Source organism: Pseudomonas sp. St386, assembly GCF_018325865.1.
Classification (GTDB): Bacteria; Pseudomonadota; Gammaproteobacteria; order Pseudomonadales; family Pseudomonadaceae; genus Aquipseudomonas; species Aquipseudomonas brassicacearum.
The window spans coordinates 4,415,333-4,433,477 of sequence record NZ_AP021900.1 but is presented as its reverse complement, the minus strand read 5'-3'; the positions used below and the strand labels follow the sequence as shown (position 1 = coordinate 4,433,477).

At 61.1% G+C, this 18,145-nt stretch carries 15 protein-coding genes; 1 reads left to right on the top strand and 14 read right to left on the bottom strand.

What is annotated here, in order from left to right:
* Positions 1-2 precede the first annotated feature (2 nt).
* The 13 genes from nuoM to KI235_RS19390 all read right to left on the bottom strand — a co-directional run bounded on the left by nuoM (position 3) and on the right by KI235_RS19390 (position 14,138).
* Positions 3-1,535: an NADH-quinone oxidoreductase subunit M gene (gene nuoM, locus KI235_RS19450; protein WP_013693710.1), complete on the bottom strand. Its 1,533-nt coding sequence runs from the start codon at positions 1,533-1,535 to the stop codon at positions 3-5.
* A 39-nt stretch (positions 1,536-1,574) separates the two neighbouring features.
* Positions 1,575-3,428, bottom strand: coding sequence for an NADH-quinone oxidoreductase subunit L (gene nuoL / locus KI235_RS19445; protein ID WP_003203384.1), 1,854 nt, complete (start codon positions 3,426-3,428; stop codon positions 1,575-1,577).
* Complete coding sequence (gene nuoK / locus KI235_RS19440) at positions 3,425-3,733, bottom strand: NADH-quinone oxidoreductase subunit NuoK (RefSeq protein WP_003180046.1); 309 nt, start codon at positions 3,731-3,733, stop codon at positions 3,425-3,427. Before nuoK ends, nuoL begins: the two co-directional genes overlap by 4 nt.
* A 4-nt stretch (positions 3,734-3,737) precedes the next feature.
* On the bottom strand, positions 3,738-4,238 hold the full coding sequence (nuoJ, locus tag KI235_RS19435) for an NADH-quinone oxidoreductase subunit J (protein WP_003203382.1): 501 nt from the start codon (positions 4,236-4,238) through the stop codon (positions 3,738-3,740).
* Positions 4,239-4,247: 9 nt separating this feature from the next.
* Positions 4,248-4,796 carry an NADH-quinone oxidoreductase subunit NuoI gene (gene nuoI, locus KI235_RS19430; RefSeq protein WP_003180051.1) on the bottom strand — a complete coding sequence of 183 codons (549 nt, stop codon included), beginning with the start codon at positions 4,794-4,796 and terminating at the stop codon, positions 4,248-4,250.
* 11 nt (positions 4,797-4,807) lie between these two features.
* Positions 4,808-5,815, bottom strand: a complete 1,008-nt coding sequence (nuoH, locus tag KI235_RS19425; protein WP_003203379.1) for an NADH-quinone oxidoreductase subunit NuoH — start codon at positions 5,813-5,815, stop codon at positions 4,808-4,810.
* Entirely contained in the window at positions 5,812-8,526 is a 2,715-nt protein-coding gene (gene nuoG / locus KI235_RS19420; protein WP_003203377.1) for an NADH-quinone oxidoreductase subunit NuoG, read from the bottom strand. The genes nuoH and nuoG overlap by 4 nt, the downstream gene beginning before the upstream one ends.
* Positions 8,527-8,663: 137 nt before the next feature.
* Complete coding sequence (gene nuoF, locus KI235_RS19415) at positions 8,664-10,019, bottom strand: NADH-quinone oxidoreductase subunit NuoF (RefSeq protein WP_003203373.1); 1,356 nt, start codon at positions 10,017-10,019, stop codon at positions 8,664-8,666.
* Positions 10,016-10,513, bottom strand: a complete 498-nt coding sequence (gene nuoE, locus KI235_RS19410) for an NADH-quinone oxidoreductase subunit NuoE (protein ID WP_003203372.1) — start codon at positions 10,511-10,513, stop codon at positions 10,016-10,018. Before nuoE ends, nuoF begins: the two co-directional genes overlap by 4 nt.
* Before the next feature lie 2 nt (positions 10,514-10,515).
* A complete protein-coding gene (gene nuoC / locus KI235_RS19405) occupies positions 10,516-12,300 on the bottom strand; it encodes an NADH-quinone oxidoreductase subunit C/D (RefSeq protein WP_003203370.1) in 1,785 nt (594 codons plus the stop codon).
* A gap of 72 nt (positions 12,301-12,372) precedes the next feature.
* Positions 12,373-13,047 carry an NADH-quinone oxidoreductase subunit B gene (locus KI235_RS19400; protein WP_013693708.1) on the bottom strand — a complete coding sequence of 225 codons (675 nt, stop codon included), beginning with the start codon at positions 13,045-13,047 and terminating at the stop codon, positions 12,373-12,375.
* Positions 13,048-13,057: 10 nt separating this feature from the next.
* Complete coding sequence (locus tag KI235_RS19395; protein ID WP_003203367.1) at positions 13,058-13,471, bottom strand: NADH-quinone oxidoreductase subunit A; 414 nt, start codon at positions 13,469-13,471, stop codon at positions 13,058-13,060.
* Between the two features lie 319 nt (positions 13,472-13,790).
* Positions 13,791-14,138, bottom strand: a complete 348-nt coding sequence (locus KI235_RS19390) for a hypothetical protein (protein WP_155252620.1) — start codon at positions 14,136-14,138, stop codon at positions 13,791-13,793.
* Positions 14,139-14,380: 242 nt separating this feature from the next.
* Here KI235_RS19390 and KI235_RS19385 point away from each other — a divergent pair, with 242 nt between their 5' ends.
* On the top strand, positions 14,381-16,303 hold the full coding sequence (locus tag KI235_RS19385; RefSeq protein WP_003203365.1) for a methyl-accepting chemotaxis protein: 1,923 nt from the start codon (positions 14,381-14,383) through the stop codon (positions 16,301-16,303).
* Between the two features lie 112 nt (positions 16,304-16,415).
* Here the strand turns inward: KI235_RS19385 and aceA are convergent, their stop codons facing one another.
* On the bottom strand, positions 16,416-17,741 hold the full coding sequence (aceA, locus tag KI235_RS19380) for an isocitrate lyase (protein ID WP_003203364.1): 1,326 nt from the start codon (positions 17,739-17,741) through the stop codon (positions 16,416-16,418).
* Between the last annotated feature and the right edge of the window lie 404 nt (positions 17,742-18,145).

Here is an 18,145-nt window from a genome sequence, read left to right as displayed (position 1 = left end):
TCTTACCGGGCCGAAGCGAGTTGAGAGAAGGCGGTGCCGAGCCACTGCTGCACGCCATGCATCGTGGCGGCAGATGTGTCGAGGAACGGTTGCGGGGAAACGCCGAGGTAAACCAGCAGCACCGCAAGGCCGAGCACCATGATCAGTTCGCGACCGTCCATGCCGCGCAGCACTTCGTCCGACTTGGTCGGGCCGAAGTAGGCACGGTGGATCATGATCAGCGAGTAGACCGAACCGAACACCAGGCCGGAGGTGGCGATGGCGGTGATCCACGGAGCGCTGGCGAACGTGCCGATCAGGATCAGGAACTCGCCGACGAAGTTGCCAGTGCCTGGCAGGCCCAGGGAAGCGGCTGCGAAGAACAGGCTGATGGCCGGCAGGTAGGCGATGCGCGACCAGATGCCGCCCATCTCACGCATGTCCCGGGTGTGCAGGCGCTCGTACAACTGGCCGCTGAGGATAAACAGCGCCGCCGCCGACAGGCCGTGAGCCAACATCTGGATCACCGCGCCTTGCAGGGCGAGCTGGCTGCCGGAGTAGATCCCGATCAGCACGAAGCCCATGTGCGAAACGCTGGAGAACGCGATCAGGCGCTTGATGTCGGTCTGGGCGAACGCCAGGAACGCACCGTAGAAAATCCCGATCAGGCCCAGGGTCATGGCGATCGGCGCGAACTCGGCCGACGCATTGGGGAACAGCGGCAGGGCAAAGCGCAGCAGGCCGTAGGCCGCCGTCTTGAGCAAGATACCCGCCAGGTCCACGGAACCTGCGGTCGGCGCCTGGGCGTGGGCGTCCGGCAGCCAGGAGTGGAACGGCACCACTGGCAGCTTCACCGCGAAGGCGATGAAGAAGCCGAGCATCAGCACGTACTCGGTGGTCTTGGACATCTGCACTTTCAACAGGTCGGCGTAGTTGAAGGTAATCACACCGGTGTTGTTGAAGTTGACCAGCACCAGGCCAAGGATCGCCACCAACATGATCAGGCCGGAAGCCTGGGTGAAGATGAAGAACTTGGTCGCCGCGTAGATCCGGGTTTTCTTGCCGTCCGAAGAACTGTGACCCCAGAGCGCGATGAGGAAGTACATCGGCACCAGCATCATTTCCCAGAAGAAGAAGAACATGAACAGGTCCAGCGCCAGGAACACGCCGATGACGCCGCCCAGGATCCACATCAGGTTCAGGTGGAAGAAACCCACGTGACGCTGGATCTCTTTCCAGGAGCAGAGTACCGAGAGGATACCCAGCAGGCCGGTCAGCAGGATCATCAGCAGCGACAGGCCGTCGAGGGCCAGGTGCACGCTGATGCCGAAGCGCGCGATCCAGGCATGCTTGAATTCAAGCGCCCAGGTTGGATCGGCGCCAGGAGCCGGAGCAAATGAATAGTCGCCGGTCGCCCACAGCCAGAGGCCGAGCGCGAGTTCCAGGGACATGGTCAGCAGCGCAATCCAGCGCGGGAGCGTGGAGCTGGAGCGCTCCGCGATCCAGCACAGCAGGCCGCCGATGAAGGGGATCAGGATTAGCCAGGGCAGAATCATGACGGGCTCGTTTCCTTTCGCAAGTTCGCAAGGTTCATATCAGACCGCTACCAGCACGATGGCGCCGATAACCAGCACGGCGCCAGCCGCCATGGAAGCCGCATACCAACGCAGTTGACCGGTCTCGGTACGGCTCAGGGCAGTGTGGCCGCCCTTGGCCATGCGCGGGATCAGGCCAATGGTCTGGTCGAGCGGGTCTTTGCGCAGAATGTGGCTGATCGCAAGGTATGGCTTGACGAACAGTTTGTCGTAGATCCAGTCGAAGCCCCAGGCGGCGAACCACCAGGCCGAAAGGAATCGCCCGATACCGCTGTTGGCGATCGCCGTGACGAAACGACGCTTGCCCAGGAACAGCAGGGCGGCCAGCAGGATACCTGCCAGGGCGATGGCGCCCGAGGCGATTTCCAGGCTGTGCTTGGCTTCGCCGCCGGCATGGCCGACGCTTTGCGGCAGCACATCGGCCAGCGGTGGGGTGATCATGGCGCCGACGAAGGTCGACAGCACGATCAGCACCGACAGTGGCAGCCAGTGAGCAATGCCATGGCCGGCATGGGCTTGGGTCTTGGCTTCACCATGGAACGCGATGAAGATCAGGCGGAAGGTGTACAGGGAGGTCATGAACGCACCCACCAGGCCGGCATAGAGCAGTGCCTGGTTACCGCTGGCGAACGCTTCCCAGAGGATCTCGTCCTTGGAGTAGAAGCCGGCGGTGACCAGTGGCAGGGCCGCCAGGGCCGCGCCGCCAACGATGAAGCTGGCGTAGGCCAACGGCAGTTTCTTCCACAGGCCGCCCATCTTGAAGATGTTCTGCTCGTGGTGGCAGGCAACGATCACCGCACCGGAAGCAAGGAACAGCAGCGCCTTGAAGAAGGCGTGGGTCATCAGGTGGAAGATCGCGCCTTCCCAGGCACCAACGCCCAGGGCCAGGAACATGTAGCCGATCTGGCTCATGGTCGAGTAGGCGAGGATGCGCTTGATATCGGTTTGTACCAGCGCGGCAAAACCGGCCAGTACCAGGGTCACGCCGCCGACGATGCCCACCAGGTGCAGGATGTCCGGCGCCAGGGCGAACAGGCCGTGGGTACGGGCGATCAGGTAGACGCCAGCGGTCACCATGGTCGCGGCGTGGATCAGTGCCGAGACCGGGGTAGGGCCGGCCATCGCGTCCGCCAACCAGGTTTGCAGCGGCAGTTGCGCGGATTTACCAACGGCGCCGCCCAGCAGCATCAGGGTCGCCAGGACGATCCAGAAGTCACCGACCTTGAAGTGCTCGGGCGCCTTTACCAGCAGTTCCTGGATATTCAGCGTGCCCAGTTGCTGGAACAGGATGAACAGGCCGATGGCCATGAACACGTCGCCGATCCGGGTGACGATGAACGCCTTGAGTGCGGCATTCCCGTTGTTGCGGTTGCTGTAGTAGAAACCGATCAACAGGTACGAGCACAGACCCACGCCTTCCCAGCCGAAGTACAGGAACAACAGGTTATCGCCGAGCACCAGGAACAGCATGCTGGCGATGAACAGGTTGGTGTAGGCGAAGAAGCGCGAGTAACCGGCTTCACCGCGCATGTACCAGGAGGCGAACAGGTGGATCAGGAAACCCACGCCGACCACCACGCCGAGCATGGTGATGGACAGGCCGTCCAGGTAGAGGGCGAAGTTCGGCGTGAAGCCTTCCACCGCCATCCAGCGCCACAGCACCTGCACATACACACCGCCTTCGGGCGGGGCGACGTTGAACTGCCAGATCACGTAGGCCGTGACGATGGCAGACAGGCCGATGGAACCCACGCCAACCAGCGCCGAAAGGTTTTCCGACCAGCGTCCACGGGAGAACGACAGCAGCAGGAAACCAATGAGGGGGAATACGAAAGTCAGAAAGATTAGGTTCATCCGCGCATCTCGCTGGCAGCGTCGATATCGAGAGTGTGGAAGCGGCGATACAGCTGCAACAGGATCGCCAGGCCGATACTGGCCTCGGCGGCTGCCAGGCTGATCACCAGGATGAACATGATCTGTCCATCCGGCTGCGCCCAGCGAGCGCCCGCGACGATGAAAGCCAGGGCGGAGGCATTCATCATGACCTCCAGGCTCATCAGCACGAACAGAATGTTGCGGCGGACCATCAGGCCAACCAGACCGAGGCAGAACAGGATGCCGGCAACCGCCAGACCATGCTCGAGAGGGATAGCAGGCATGTGATTACTCCTTCGCCTCGTTACGGCCCAAATGGAACGCCGTGACGGCTGCGGCAAGCAGCAGCATCGAGGCGAGTTCGACCACCAGCAGGTACGGACCGAACAGGCTGATGCCCACGGCCTTGGCGTCTACGGTGGTGTGGCCGATGGCCTGGCCGCTCTGGTGAGCGAACAGCACATACAGCAGTTCACCCAGCAGCAGGGCGGACAGGATCACCGGTCCCGCCCAGATGCCGGGCTTGAGCCAGGAGCGTTCCTGCTGGACCGCGGCCGGGCCGAGGTTGAGCATCATCACCACGAACACGAACAGCACCATGATGGCGCCGGCGTAGGCGATCACTTCCAGGGCACCGGCGAACGGTGCACCGAGGGCGAAGAAGGTCATGGCCACGGCGATCAGCGAAATGATCAGGTAGAGCAGGGCGTGCACGGGGTTGGTGTTGGTGACCACACGAAGCGTGGACACCACCGCGATACCCGATGCGAAATAGAAAGCGAATTCCATCTTTCTTCCTTAAGGCAGCAAGCTCTTCACGTTGATCGGTTCGGCTTCGTTCTGCGCGGCGCCTTTTGGCTTACCGGCAATGGCCATACCTGCAACACGATAGAAGTTGTAATCAGGGTTTTTACCGGGACCGGAAATCAGCAGATCTTCTTTCTCGTACACCAGGTCCTGACGTTTGAACTCGGCCATTTCGAAATCCGGCGTGAGCTGGATCGCGGTGGTCGGGCAGGCTTCCTCGCAGAGGCCACAGAAAATGCAGCGCGAGAAGTTGATACGGAAGAAGTCCGGGTACCAGCGACCGTCTTCGGTTTCAGCTTTCTGCAGCGAGATGCAACCCACCGGGCACGCCACGGCGCACAGGTTGCAGGCCACGCAGCGCTCTTCGCCGTCGGGGTCGCGGGTCAGGACGATGCGGCCACGATAGCGTGGTGCCAGGTAGACCGGCTCTTCCGGGTATTGCAGGGTGTCGCGCTTGCGAAAGCCATGGCCGAAGATCATGACCAGGCTTCGCAGTTGGGTACCGGTACCCTTAACGATGTCGCCAATATATTTGAACATGGGTCAAATCCTCACTGAACCGCGGCCGCAGGCGCGTTCATCAAAACGATCGCAGCGGTCACCAGCATGTTGATCAGGGTCAGCGGCAGGCAGAATTTCCAGCTGAAGTCCATCACCTGGTCGTAGCGTGGGCGCGGGATCGAGGCGCGCAGCAGGACGAACAGCATGATGAAGAACGCGGTCTTCAGGGCGAACCAGACGAAGGACAGTTGCGGCAGGATGTCGAACGGACCGTGCCAGCCACCGAAGAACAGCGTTACCAGCAGCGCCGAGATCAGGATGATCCCGATGTATTCACCGACGAAGAACATGCCCCATTTCATGCCGGCATATTCAATGTGGTAACCGTCGGCCAGTTCCTGCTCCGCTTCCGGCTGGTCGAAGGGGTGACGGTGAGTCACGGCCACGCCAGCGATGAAGAAGGTACAGAAACCGAAGAACTGCGGAATGATGAACCACAGGTTCTGGGCCTGGTACTCGACGATGTCGCGCATGTTGAACGAGCCGGCCTGGATCACGATGCCCATGAGCGACAGGCCCATGAACACTTCGTAGGACACGGTCTGGGCCGAGGCCCGCAGGCTGCCCAGCAGGGCGAACTTGTTGTTGCTCGACCAGCCGGCGAACAGCACCGCATACACCGACAGGCCGGCCATGGCGAAGAAGAACAGCAGGCCGATGTTCAGGTCCGCCACACCCCAGGTCGGGGTGATCGGGATGATCGCGAAGGCGATCAGCAAGGCGCTCATGGCGACCACCGGTGCCAGGGTGAAGATCACCTTGTCGGCAAACGGCGGCGTCCAGTCTTCCTTGAAGAACATCTTGATCATGTCGGCGGCGATCTGGAACATGCCGAATGGGCCGACGCGGTTCGGACCGTAGCGGTCCTGCCACCAGCCCAGCAGGCGACGTTCGACGAAGCTCAACAGTGCGCCTGCGACCACCACGGCCAGCAGGATCACGATGGCCTTGAGGACCGTCAGGATCACAGCGATCACTTCAGGGGTGAACCAGCTCATTGCGCTGCCTCCTGCAGACCGTCGACGGTTTTGCCGAAAATAGCTGGCGGGATGCCTGCCAGGCCAGCCGGCAGGGCCACCAGGCCGGCGCCCAGTTCTTCATTGATGCGCAGCGGAAGACGCAAGGTCTGGCCGGCCACGTTCAGGCTCAGCAGGGCACCGTCGTTGACGCCCAGGCGGTCGGCTTCGGACTTGGCCAGCGACACGTAGGCGGCCGGAATGCGTTCCTGCACCGGTGCGGCCTTGGAAGAGTTCTCTTCGCTGCCGAACAGGTGATGGAACGGCACGACCTGCCAGGTGCCCGGTGCCGGATTGAAGGCGCGCGGCACGCTGGCGAACCAGCTCAGGTGATCGCCCTGGCTTTCGATCAGGCGGGTGCCCGGGTCGCCTGCACGCAGGTGACCACCGACTTCGTCCTGGAACTTGTTCCAGGCTTGCGGCGAGTTCCAGCCCGGCGACCAGGCGAATGGCACCTGGGAGCGCGGTTCGGTCGAGCCCGAGTAGCCTTCCATGGAGAACGAGAACGCGGTGTCGTTGTCCTGGGAGGTGCGCGGTTCGTGAACGCTGATGTCGGCGCGCATGGCGGTGCGACCGGAGTAGCGCAGCGGTTCGCGCGCCAGCTTCAGGCCTTTGATGCGGAACGAGGCGGACGGTGCGGCGTCGACGATGGCGGCCAGTTGCGGGCTGCTCGAAGCGACGGCGGCGGTAACGTGGTCCAGTTGCGTCCAGTCGATCGGCTGGTCCAGCAGGGTGGCGCGCAGGGCGTGCAGCCAGCGCCAGCCTTCGTGAACCAGGATGCTGGCGTCCAGGTATTGCGGGTCGAAGACCTGGAAGAAGCGCTGGGCGCGACCTTCCTGGCTGACCAGCGTACCGTCGCCTTCGGCGAAGCTCGCCGCCGGCAGCACCAGGTGGGCGCGGTCGGTGGTGGCGGTTTTCTGATGGTCAGCGACGATCAGCACTTTCGCGGCGTTCAGCGCGGCATCGACCTTGGCCTTGTCAGTGCGGGTGTACAGGTCGTTTTCCAGCACCACGATGGCGTCGGCGCTGCCGTCGATCACCGCTTGCAGGGCGGCGTCCACCGATTCGCCACCGAGCATGGCCAGGCCAAGGCTGTTGGCTTCCGGCACGATCAGGCTGATGGAACCGTTCTTCTCGCGCAGCTTCAAGGCCTTGGCGATGTTGGCCGCGGCTTCGATCAGCGCCTTGGAACCCAACGAGGTGCCGGCGATGATCAGTGGGCGCTTGGCCGCCAGCAGGGCGTCGGCGATGCGTTGGGCCAGAGCGGCTGCTTCGCTGTCCAGGCCGTCGACGGCCGGGGCGCTGGCGTCCAGGGCGTGGGCCACGGCGAAACCGATGCGGGCCAGGTCGTCAGGGGCGGCGTGGACGCACTCTTCGGCCACGTCGTCGAGCTTGGTTTCAGCGAGGCTGGCGATGAACAGTGGGTTCAGCGCGTGCTGGCCGATGTTCTTCACGGCAGCGTCGAGCCAAGGCTGGACGCGCATGGCGTCGGCCATGTCTTCGGCCTTGCCCTTGACCGACTGGCGCAGGGCCAGGGCCATGCGGGCGGCGGTCTGGGTCAGGTCTTCACCGAGGACGAACACCGCGTCGTGGTCTTCGATGTCGCGCATGTTCGGCACGGGCAGCGGGCTGTCCTTGAGCACTTGCAGCACCAGGCGGATGCGTTCCAGCTCACCGGCTTCGATGCCACTGTAGAAGTGCTCGGCGCCGACCAGTTCACGCAGCGCGTAGTTGCTTTCCAGGCTGGCCCGTGGCGAACCGATGCCGACGATGTTGCGACCGCGCAGCAGCTCGGCGGCCTTGTCCAGCGCTTGGTCCAGGCTCAGCTTGGCGCCGTTTGCCAGCAGCGGCTGGCGTGGACGATCCTTGCGGTTGACGTAGCCATAGCCGAAACGACCACGGTCACACAGGAAGTACTGGTTCACCGAACCGTTGAAGCGGTTTTCGATGCGACGCAGTTCACCGTAGCGCTCGCCCGGGGAGATGTTGCAACCGCTGGAGCAGCCATGGCAGATGCTCGGCGAGAACTGCATGTCCCACTTGCGGTTGTAGCGCTCGGAGTGGGTCTTGTCGGTGAACACACCGGTCGGGCAGACCTCGGTGAGGTTGCCGGAGAATTCGCTTTCCAGGGTGCCGTCTTCAACGCGACCGAAGTACACGTTGTCGTGGGCGCCGAACACGCCCAGGTCGGTGCCGCCGGCGTAGTCCTTGTAGAAACGCACGCAGCGGTAGCAGGCGATGCAGCGGTTCATCTCGTGGGAGATGAACGGGCCGAGGTCCTGGTTCTGGTGGGTACGCTTGGTGAAGCGATAACGGCGCTCGTTGTGGCCGGTCATCACCGTCATGTCTTGCAGGTGGCAATGGCCGCCTTCCTCACAGACCGGGCAGTCGTGAGGGTGGTTGGTCATCAGCCATTCGACGACGCTGGCGCGAAACACTTTCGCTTCTTCGTCGTCGATGGAGATCCAGCTGCCGTCGGTGGCAGGGGTCATGCAGGACATGACGATCCGACCACGCTTGTCGTTTTCGTCGGTGTACTGCTTGACCGCGCACTGGCGACAAGCGCCAACGCTGCCAAGGGCGGGGTGCCAGCAGAAATAAGGAATGTCGAGGCCCAGCGACAGACATGCCTGTAACAGGTTGTCTGCGCCATCGACTTCGAGCTCTTTGCCGTCTACGTGGATAGTGGCCATGGTTCAAAGTTCTTCGTTGGCCCGGTGTCAGCGGGCGTGGCTAATGGAATCTTGTTATTCGCGTGAATCAACACAGCCGTTTACGGCGTCATCACACGAGAAGACGAAGGGCACGGACCCTTCGCCTTTTTAAGCGTTTACGCGCCGACTACGATCGGCTTTGCCAGAGGCGGGACGACGGCGCTGGTGGGCGCGATGCCGGCTTCGAACTCTGGACGGAAGTATTTGATCGCGCTGCCCAACGGCTCCACGGCACCCGGTGCGTGAGCACAGAAGGTCTTGCCTGGGCCGAGGAAACCCACCAGACCCAGCAGGGTCTCGATGTCGCCGGCCTGGCCTTCGCCGTTTTCAAGGGCCCGCAGCAGCTTGACGCTCCATGGCAGGCCATCGCGGCAAGGGGTGCAGAAACCGCACGACTCACGGGAGAAGAACTCTTCCATGTTGCGCAGCAGCGACACCATGTTCACGCTGTCGTCCACCGCCATGGCCAGGCCGGTACCCATGCGGGTGCCGACCTTGGCGATGCCGCCGGCGTACATTTGGGCGTCCAGGTGTTCCGGCAACAGGAACCCGGTACCGGCGCCGCCAGGCTGCCAGCACTTGAGCTTGTAGCCGTCGCGCATGCCGCCAGCGTAGTCTTCGAACAGCTCGCGGCCGGTGACGCCGAATGGCAGTTCCCACAGGCCAGGGTTCTTGACCTTGCCGGAGAAGCCCATGAGCTTGGTGCCCATGTCTTCGCTGCCGTCACGGGCCAGGGATTTGTACCAGTCCACGCCGTCGGCGATGATCGCCGGCACGTTGCACAGGGTCTCGACGTTGTTCACGCAGGTCGGCTTGCCCCACACGCCTACAGCGGCAGGGAAGGGCGGCTTGGAACGTGGGTTGGCGCGACGGCCTTCCAGGGAGTTGATCAGTGCGGTTTCTTCACCGCAGATGTAGCGTCCGGCACCGGTGTGGACGAACAGCTCGAAATCAAAGCCCGAGCCCAGGATGTTCTTGCCCAAGAGGCCGGCGGCCTTGGCTTCTTCCACGGCACGGTTCAGGTGCTTGGCGGCGGTGGTGTATTCGCCACGCAGGAAGATATAGCCACGGTAGGTTTTCAGCGCGCGGGCGCTGATCAGCATGCCTTCGATCAGCAGATGGGGCAGTTGCTCCATCAGCATGCGGTCTTTCCAGGTGTTGGGCTCCATTTCATCCGCGTTGCACAGCAGGTAGCGGATGTTGATGGATTCGTCCTTGGGCATCAGGCCCCACTTCACACCCGTGGGGAAGCCCGCGCCGCCACGGCCCTTGAGGCCGGAGTCTTTCACGGTCTGGACGATGTCGTCCTGGGCCATGTCGCTGAACGCCTTGCGCGCAGCGGCGTAGCCATTCTTGGCCTGGTACTCGTCCAGCCATACGGCTTCGCCGTCGTCACGCAGGCGCCAGGTCAGGGGATGGGTTTCGGCCGAACGCTGGATGCGGTTGGCGGGCCCGAAGGAAGTCAGGGTCATACGTAGCCCTCCAGCAGTTTGGCGACGCCGTCAGGCTGGACGTCACCGAAGGTGTCGTCGTCGATCATCAGCGCTGGCGCCTTGTCGCAGTTACCCAGGCAGCACACTGGCAGCAGGGTGAAACGACCGTCGGCGGTGGTCTGGCCCAGGCCGATGCCCAGCTTGTTCTGGATCTCGCCGACCACCGATTCGTGGCCACCGATGTAGCAGACCATGCTGTCGCAGACACGAATGATGTGACGGCCTACTGGCTGGCGGAAAATCTGGCTATAGAAGGTGGCCACGCCTTCGACGTCGCTGGCCGGGATGCCGAGGATCTCGCCGATGGCGTAGAGCGCGCCGTCAGGCACCCAGCCACGTTCCTTCTGGACGATCTTCAGGGCTTCGATCGACGCCGCGCGCGGGTCTTCGTAGTGATGCAGCTCGTGCTCGATGGCCGAGCGCTCGGTTTCGCTCAGGGCGAAACGGTCTGTCTGGATAAGCGTGCTGTTCATGCTTAGCGGTCCACGTCGGCCATAACGAAATCGATACTACCCAGGTACGCGATCAAGTCCGCGACCATGCTGCCTTTGATCACTGAAGGGATCTGCTGCAGGTGCGGGTAGCTTGGGGTGCGAATCCGGGTGCGGTAGCTCATGGTGCCGCCGTCGCTCGTCAGGTAATAACTGTTGATGCCCTTGGTCGCTTCGATCATCTGGAAGGACTCGTTGGCCGGCATGACCGGGCCCCACGAAACCTGCAGGAAGTGCGTGATCAGGGTCTCGATGTGTTGCAGCGTGCGCTCTTTTGGCGGCGGCGTGGTCAGCGGGTGATCCGCCTTGTACGGGCCTTCCGGCATGTTGCGCATGCATTGGTCGATGATCTTGATGCTCTGGCGCATTTCCTCGACGCGAACCATGCAGCGGTCGTAGGCATCGCCATTGGCCGCCAGCGGTACTTCGAATTCGAAGTTTTCGTAGCCGGAGTAGGGGCGCGCCTTGCGCAGGTCGAAGTCGCAACCGGTGGAACGCAGGCCGGCACCGGTGACGCCCCATTCCAGGGCCTCTTTGGTGTTGTAGGCGGCGACCCCGATGGTACGACCCTTGAGAATGCTGTTCTGCAGGGCGGCCTTGGTGTATTCGTCCAGGCGCTTGGGCATCCACTCGACGAAGTCCTTGACCAGCTTTTCCCAGCCGCGTGGCAGGTCGTGGGCAACACCACCGATGCGGTACCAGGCCGGGTGCAGGCGGAAACCGGTGATGGCTTCGATCACCGTGTAGGCCTTCTGGCGGTCGGTGAAGGTGAAGAACACCGGGGTCATGGCCCCCACGTCCTGGATATAGGTCCCCAGGAACAGCAGGTGGCTGGTAATACGGAAGAACTCGGCCATCATGATGCGGATGACGTCGACCTTCTCCGGTACCTTGATCCCGGCCAGTTTCTCGACCGACAGCACGTACGGCAGGTTGTTCATCACGCCGCCGAGGTAGTCGATGCGGTCGGTGTACGGGATGAAGCTGTGCCAGGACTGGCGCTCGGCCATTTTCTCGGCGCCACGGTGGTGGTAGCCGATGTCAGGCACGCAGTCGACGATCTCTTCGCCGTCCAGCTGCAGGATGATGCGGAACGCACCGTGGGCCGAAGGGTGGTTCGGGCCGAGGTTGAGGAACATGTAGTCCTCGTTGGCGCCCGAACGCTTCATGCCCCAGTCTTCAGGCTTGAAGCGCGCGGCTTCTTCCTCGAGCTGTTGCTTGGCCAGGGACAGGCTGAACGGGTCGAACTCGGTGGCACGGGCCGGGAAGTCCTTGCGCAGCGGGTGACCTTCCCAGGTCGGCGGCATCATGATGCGGGTCAGGTGCGGGTGGCCGGGGAAGTCGATCCCGAACATGTCCCACACTTCACGCTCGTACCAGTTGGCGTTCGGCCAGATGCCGGTCACGGTCGGCACGCTAAGGTCGCTCTCGGACAAGGCGACCTTGATCATTACGTCACTATTACGCTCGATCGACATCAGGTGATAGAACACGGTGAAATCGACGCCGTCGGGCAGCCCTTGACGCTTGGTGCGCAGGCGCTCGTCCACGCCGTGCAGGTCATAGAGCATGACGTACGGCTTGGGCAGGTTGCGCAGGAAGGTCAGGACTTCGACGAGTTTGGCGCGGGCAACCCAAAGCACCGGCATGCCGGTGCGGGTCGGCTGGGCGGTGAACGCCTCGGGGCCAAAACGGTTGTTCAGTTCGACGACCACATCCTGGTCGTCTGCCTTGTAAGGCGGGATGTACAGAGCACTGCCTGTAGTCATGGTTATTTATCGCTTTCGGTCAACGTAAAGAATGAAGCCAGGTTCTCGTTTCTTATGCAGAGCAGAGCTGGATCAGACTTCGTCGGGGCTGCGCAGGTTGGTGACTGCGATACGCTGTTCGCGGCGCTGTTCCTTTTGCGATGGCATGTCGGCGCGATAGACGCCTTGATCGCCAACGACCCAGGACAGTGGGCGACGCTCCTGGCCAATCGACTCCTGCAACAGCATCAGGCCTTGCAGGAAAGCTTCAGGGCGAGGCGGGCAGCCGGGCACGTAGACGTCCACGGGCAGGAACTTGTCCACCCCTTGAACGACGGAGTAGATGTCGTACATGCCACCGGAGTTGGCGCACGAACCCATGGAGATAACCCACTTAGGTTCGAGCATTTGCTCGTAGAGACGCTGGATGATCGGCGCCATCTTGATGAAGCAGGTACCGGCGATAACCATGAAATCCGCCTGGCGTGGCGATGCCCGGATCACCTCGGCGCCAAAGCGCGCGATGTCGTGGGGCGCCGTGAAGGCGGTGGTCATTTCCACGTAGCAGCACGAAAGGCCGAAGTTGTACGGCCACAGGGAGTTCTTGCGACCCCAGTTGACCGTGCTGTTCAGCACGTCTTCGAGCTTGCCCATGAAGATGTTTTTGTGGACTTGATCTTCTAACGGATCGGCAACGGTTTCCCGTTCGCCAATCGGATACTGCTCGTTAGGAGCATCGGGGTCGATCCTGGTGAGATTGTATTGCATTGCCAAAGCCTCATTGTTTCAGCTTCGCTTGCCGCTTGCGCCGAGCTTCCGGAGCCCAATCAAGCGCCCCCACTCGGTAAAGGTAGACAAGACCTGCCAACAGAATTGCTATGAAAACGAGAGCTTCGACGAATCCGGTCCAGCCGCTTTCGCGGACGGACACAGACCATGCAAAGAGAAAGAGGGCTTCGATATCGAAGATCACGAAGAGCATCGCGACCAGATAGAATTTGGCTGAGAGCCGCAAGCGGGCGCCACCGGTAGGTAGCATGCCGGACTCGAACGGTTCATTTTTGCTGCGGCCCCAGGCTTTTGACCCAAGCAGGCTCGACACACCGAGCATGAAAGCACACAGGCCAACAACGCCCAGAAGGAAAATGGCAAAGCCCCAATTGTGGGCCATGAGTCCTGTCGCTTCGGACATGCTGGAAATCCTTAACAGAGAGCAAAGGTCTCTGAGCTTGAATGAAATAACGCAGTGACGATATGTCGCAGCAATCAATCGCGGTGATTTTATGGCTAAACACCGGGCAAGTAAAATTCCTATAGCGAAATTATTTATTGGAATAAGGACATAGCGTGCCTCCAAGACCCTGCGGCCCAGGCCTGGTGGGCGTTGGCCGGTTATTCATCAATAATATTTTGTGCGGAATGCAACAATGATAATGACTTCCAAATGATAATTATTATTATTTGTAGCGGCCTTTCTACGGTGCACTTTGTGTTGTGCCTGAAAGACTGTCTTACATCGCCGCTACTGCAATTGTCAGCGCCGAACGTTTTACTCCTTTTCGGACTGCCCAATACTGCGTTCGATCAATTTTTCTACCCGTGCGCTGAAGTTTTGTGACGGAGGGGGCGGTGAAGGTTGGATCTGTGTCGGGGACTGCTCCTGTGGGAGCCAAGCTTGCTCGCGATGCCGGCAACGCGGTCCCGAGGCAGACAGCGTAATCGTTCATCGCGGGCAAGCCTGACTCCCACAGATGCAGGCTTGCTCTTACAGCGTAGGTTGCTTCAAAAAAAACGGGTGAAAAAACCAGGTTCGTCAGATCAATGTCGATCAGTTGAGCCAATGCAGAACCTGTGGCCATGGGGTTTGCACGTTTAAGCGACACCGCTGTGGTGCTTTAGGCCCGGTCTCGTGCCAATTTTTGCTCGCCAGCCCCCGTCCAATCGATGCATCCTCGACTTTCCTTGAATGAATGATGTCAAATGGCTATCTTTGTGCTTCATTCATCTAATCATCTATATCAATACTTGATTAGGCTAACGTCCCTTCTTAGATAGCCGCGCCAGGTTTCATCGTTCGCGGCTGATGACCACAAGGAATGCCATGAACTCTTGGATCGCGAATATGAGCGTTATGCTCAAGCTGGCTTTGGGCTTTGCCGTTGTGCTGCTTCTGACCGCTATCCTCGCCGCGACCGGCTGGTTCAGCCTGGGGAAAATGATCGAGCGTACTGATCGAATGACCAGCATCACCGAACTCGGCAACCGTCTTGATCACCTGCGCAGGGCACGCTTGCAATACCAGCTGGACCGGGGAGATGAACAAAAGGGTGCATTGATCCAGGCGTCGCTGGACCAGTTTGTCGCCAAGCAGAAAAGCCTCGCAAACGAGTTGAGAAAACCTGAAAACCTGAAAAAACTTGCGCTGATCGAGCAGGCCAGCACGCAGTATCAAGTGGCACTGAATACGATGCGCGAGGCTTATCGCAATGACGCGGCCATGCGCAAGGAGATGGGCGTCAATGCGGTCAAGGGGGCCGCGCTGATTGCCAAAGTCATCAATGACGTAGAAGCAATGCCTGCCTCGGATGAGCGCCGTTTCGAGCTGTACAGGGTCATCCTCAAGGCAAAAGAGGACTTGGCACTGGTGCGTTATGAAGTGCGTGGCTATACCGGCAACCCCAACAGCGCCACCGAGCTCGCCGCCGCCCGCCAGCTGGAAAATGCGCTCAAGGGCATCGAAACCCTCAACGGCGCTTTCGGTCCGACCTATGCCGACACCATCAAGCAGCTGGAAACCGCGCTGATTGCTTACCGCCGTTCGGTGCAGGATTTCACTGCCAGCAATCAGGCCATTGGCAAGGCCGTGCAGGACACTATCGATCTGGGTGAAACCATCACTCGTCTGTCTGACGAAATGTATGCCAGCCAACTGGTCTCCCGTGACGAAGACAGCGCCCAGGCGCGCATCCTGCAGCTGAGTTGTACGGCCTTGGCGATGTTGTTGGGGATTTTTGCCGCCCTGATCATCACCCGCCAGATTACACGGCCGTTGCAGGACACATTGGCTGTGGTCAATCGCATTGCAGCAGGTGATCTCACGCAGCACGTGATCGTGACCCGTCGTGATGAGCTGGGTGTCTTGCAGCAGGGTATTGAGCGCATGGGCAGCACCTTGCGCGACCTGATCGGTGGCATCCGCGATGGCGTTACCCAAATCGCCAGTGCCGCCGAAGAGCTCTCGGCTGTCACCGAGCAGACCAGTGCCGGGGTCAACAGTCAGAAGACCGAGACCGATCAGGTGGCTACCGCCATGCACGAAATGTCGGTCACCGTGCATGAAGTCGCGCGTAATGCCGAACAAGCTCGCGCAGCTGCATCAGAGGCCGATGCACAAGCTCGTATTGGCGACCAGGTGGTCGCGCAAGCCATCGTTCAGATTGAGCGCCTGGCCGGCGAGGTCGGGCGTTCAGTCGAAGCCATGAACGAGCTGGAACAGGAAAGCGGGCGCATCGGCAAGATCATGGACGTGATCAGGGCGGTGGCTGAGCAGACCAACTTGCTGGCCCTTAACGCCGCCATCGAGGCCGCTCGCGCGGGTGACGCCGGGCGCGGTTTTGCCGTGGTCGCCGATGAAGTGCGCGGATTGGCCCAGCGTACCCAGCATTCCACCGAAGAGATTGAAAGCCTGGTGGCGGGCTTGCAGAACGGCACGCGCCAGGTATCGAGCATCATGCGAAACAGCCGCGAACTGACCGACAGCAGCGTGGAATTGGCAGGCAAAGCCGGCACCTCCCTGGGCAACATCACCCAGGCGGTTTCCGGCATTCAGGCCATGAACCAGCAGATTGCCGCCGCCGCGGTGCAACAGAGTTCGGTGGCCGAGGAAATCAGCCGCAGTATCCTGAGCGTGCGCGATGTATCCGAGCAGACCGCCTCAGCCAGTGAAGAAACCGCAGCCTCCAGCATCGAACTGGCGCGCCTGGGTAACCAGTTGCAGCAGTTGGTCAGTCACTTCAAGGTGTGAAAAACGGAGCGGGAAAAACCGGCAAAAAAAAGCCCCGAACCAGTCGGGGCTTCAGATCATCGGCTTTGCGGTTAGCTTTTACTCGGTCCGCAAGGGCCGTTTACGGCGTGTATCAGTGGAACTGTTCTTCTTCGGTGGAACCGGTCAGTGCGGTCACCGACGAAGTGCCGCCCTGGATCACGGTGGTCATGTCGTCGAAGTAGCCGGTGCCCACTTCCTGCTGGTGAGCGACGAAGGTGTAGCCCTTGGCGGCGTCAGCGAACTCTTGCTCTTGCAGCTTCACGTAGGCGGTCATGTCGTTGCGGGCGTAGTCGTGCGCCAGGTTGAACATGCTGTGCCACATGTTGTGAATGCCGGCCAGGGTGATGAACTGGTGCTTGTAGCCCATGGCGGACAGTTCGCGCTGGAACTTGGCGATGGTCGCGTCGTCCAGGTTTTTCTTCCAGTTGAAGGAAGGCGAGCAGTTGTACGACAGGATCTGGTCTGGGTATTCCTTCTTGATCGCTTCGGCGAAGCGACGCGCCTCGTCCAGGTCCGGCTTGGCGGTTTCGCACCAGATCAGGTCGGCGTACGGTGCGTAGGCCAGGCCACGGGCGATGGCTTGGTCGAGACCGGCACGCACCTTGTAGAAGCCTTCCTGGGTGCGGGTACCGGTTACGAACGGTTGGTCGTACGGGTCGCAGTCGGAGGTCAGCAGGTCAGCGGCGTTGGCGTCGGTACGGGCCAGGATGATGGTTGGTACACCGGCAACGTCGGCGGCCAGGCGGGCAGCGGTCAGCTTCTGCACAGCTTCCTGGGTTGGAACCAGTACCTTGCCGCCCATGTGGCCGCATTTCTTCACCGAAGCCAGTTGGTCTTCGAAGTGAACGCCGGCGGCGCCTGCTTCGATCATGCTTTTCATCAGCTCGTAGGCGTTCAGGACGCCACCGAAACCGGCTTCAGCGTCAGCCACGATCGGCGCGAAGTAGTCGATGTAGCCTTCGTCGCCCGGGTTCTTGCCGGCTTTCCACTGGATCTGGTCGGCGCGACGGAACGAGTTGTTGATGCGCTTGACCACGGTTGGAACCGAATCCACCGGGTACAGCGACTGGTCGGGGTACATCGACTCGGCGGAGTTGTTGTCCGCGGCCACTTGCCAGCCCGACAGGTAGATCGCCTGGATGCCGGCCTTGACTTGCTGCACAGCCTGGCCGCCGGTCAGGGCACCCATGCAGTTGACGAAATCTTTCTCGGGACGGAAGGCTGGCTTGGCGCCCTGGGTGACCAGGTTCCAGAGCTTGTCGGCGCCCATTTTCGCAAGGGTGTGCTCAGGTTGAACCGAGCCACGCAGACGGACGACGTCAGCAGCGGAATAATTGCGCTTCACGCCTTTCCAGCGCGGGTTTTCAGCCCAGTCTTTTTCAAGGGCTGCAATTTGCTGTTCGCGTGTCAGTGCCATGGAGATAAACCTCGTCGCATAGGTCTTGGTGGAAAATTCCTGCTCCTGCCGACCAGGGGTTGGCGTACAAGTCGGTTCAGGCGGGGAGGCGACGGGATGAACGATGGGCTCGAGGGGAAAGTGAGCAGGTAGGGGCGAACTGCGGGCGCATTCGGGCGTCGTGGGCCTCCATACGAACTCAGAGTGATGCCGGGTTACCTAGTTACGCTTCCGTCCCTCGGGACAACTTCGTTCCAGTCGCAACCTCGTCAAACACACCTTGTGGGCGGTACAGACACGAATCGGCTCGCAGGGTAGTTGCAAGCGTCGACCCGAAGGCCCTTGCCAGGGCCCCTGATTAGCGGGAGCGAGGCCATCATGCCTTCGGTTTTTTGCCTCGTCAAACGTTTTGTAGTGCTTTTTTT

What these genes read in the sequence shown, in the direction of transcription:
- nuoM (WP_013693710.1), bottom strand. Translation starts at nt 1,535, where the DNA reads ATGATTCTGCCCTGGCTAATCCTGATCCCCTTCATCGGCGGCCTGCTG.
- nuoL (WP_003203384.1), bottom strand. Translation starts at nt 3,428, where the DNA reads ATGAACCTAATCTTTCTGACTTTCGTATTCCCCCTCATTGGTTTCCTG.
- nuoK (WP_003180046.1), bottom strand. Translation starts at nt 3,733, where the DNA reads ATGCCTGCTATCCCTCTCGAGCATGGTCTGGCGGTTGCCGGCATCCTG.
- nuoJ (WP_003203382.1), bottom strand. Translation starts at nt 4,238, where the DNA reads ATGGAATTCGCTTTCTATTTCGCATCGGGTATCGCGGTGGTGTCCACG.
- nuoI (WP_003180051.1), bottom strand. Translation starts at nt 4,796, where the DNA reads ATGTTCAAATATATTGGCGACATCGTTAAGGGTACCGGTACCCAACTG.
- nuoH (WP_003203379.1), bottom strand. Translation starts at nt 5,815, where the DNA reads ATGAGCTGGTTCACCCCTGAAGTGATCGCTGTGATCCTGACGGTCCTC.
- nuoG (WP_003203377.1), bottom strand. Translation starts at nt 8,526, where the DNA reads ATGGCCACTATCCACGTAGACGGCAAAGAGCTCGAAGTCGATGGCGCA.
- nuoF (WP_003203373.1), bottom strand. Translation starts at nt 10,019, where the DNA reads ATGACCCTGACTTCCTTCGGGCCCGCCAACCGCATCCAGCGTTCGGCC.
- nuoE (WP_003203372.1), bottom strand. Translation starts at nt 10,513, where the DNA reads ATGAACAGCACGCTTATCCAGACAGACCGTTTCGCCCTGAGCGAAACC.
- nuoC (WP_003203370.1), bottom strand. Translation starts at nt 12,300, where the DNA reads ATGACTACAGGCAGTGCTCTGTACATCCCGCCTTACAAGGCAGACGAC.
- KI235_RS19400 (WP_013693708.1), bottom strand. Translation starts at nt 13,047, where the DNA reads ATGCAATACAATCTCACCAGGATCGACCCCGATGCTCCTAACGAGCAG.
- KI235_RS19395 (WP_003203367.1), bottom strand. Translation starts at nt 13,471, where the DNA reads ATGTCCGAAGCGACAGGACTCATGGCCCACAATTGGGGCTTTGCCATT.
- KI235_RS19390 (WP_155252620.1), bottom strand. Translation starts at nt 14,138, where the DNA reads ATGGCCACAGGTTCTGCATTGGCTCAACTGATCGACATTGATCTGACG.
- KI235_RS19385 (WP_003203365.1), top strand. Translation starts at nt 14,381, where the DNA reads ATGAACTCTTGGATCGCGAATATGAGCGTTATGCTCAAGCTGGCTTTG.
- aceA (WP_003203364.1), bottom strand. Translation starts at nt 17,741, where the DNA reads ATGGCACTGACACGCGAACAGCAAATTGCAGCCCTTGAAAAAGACTGG.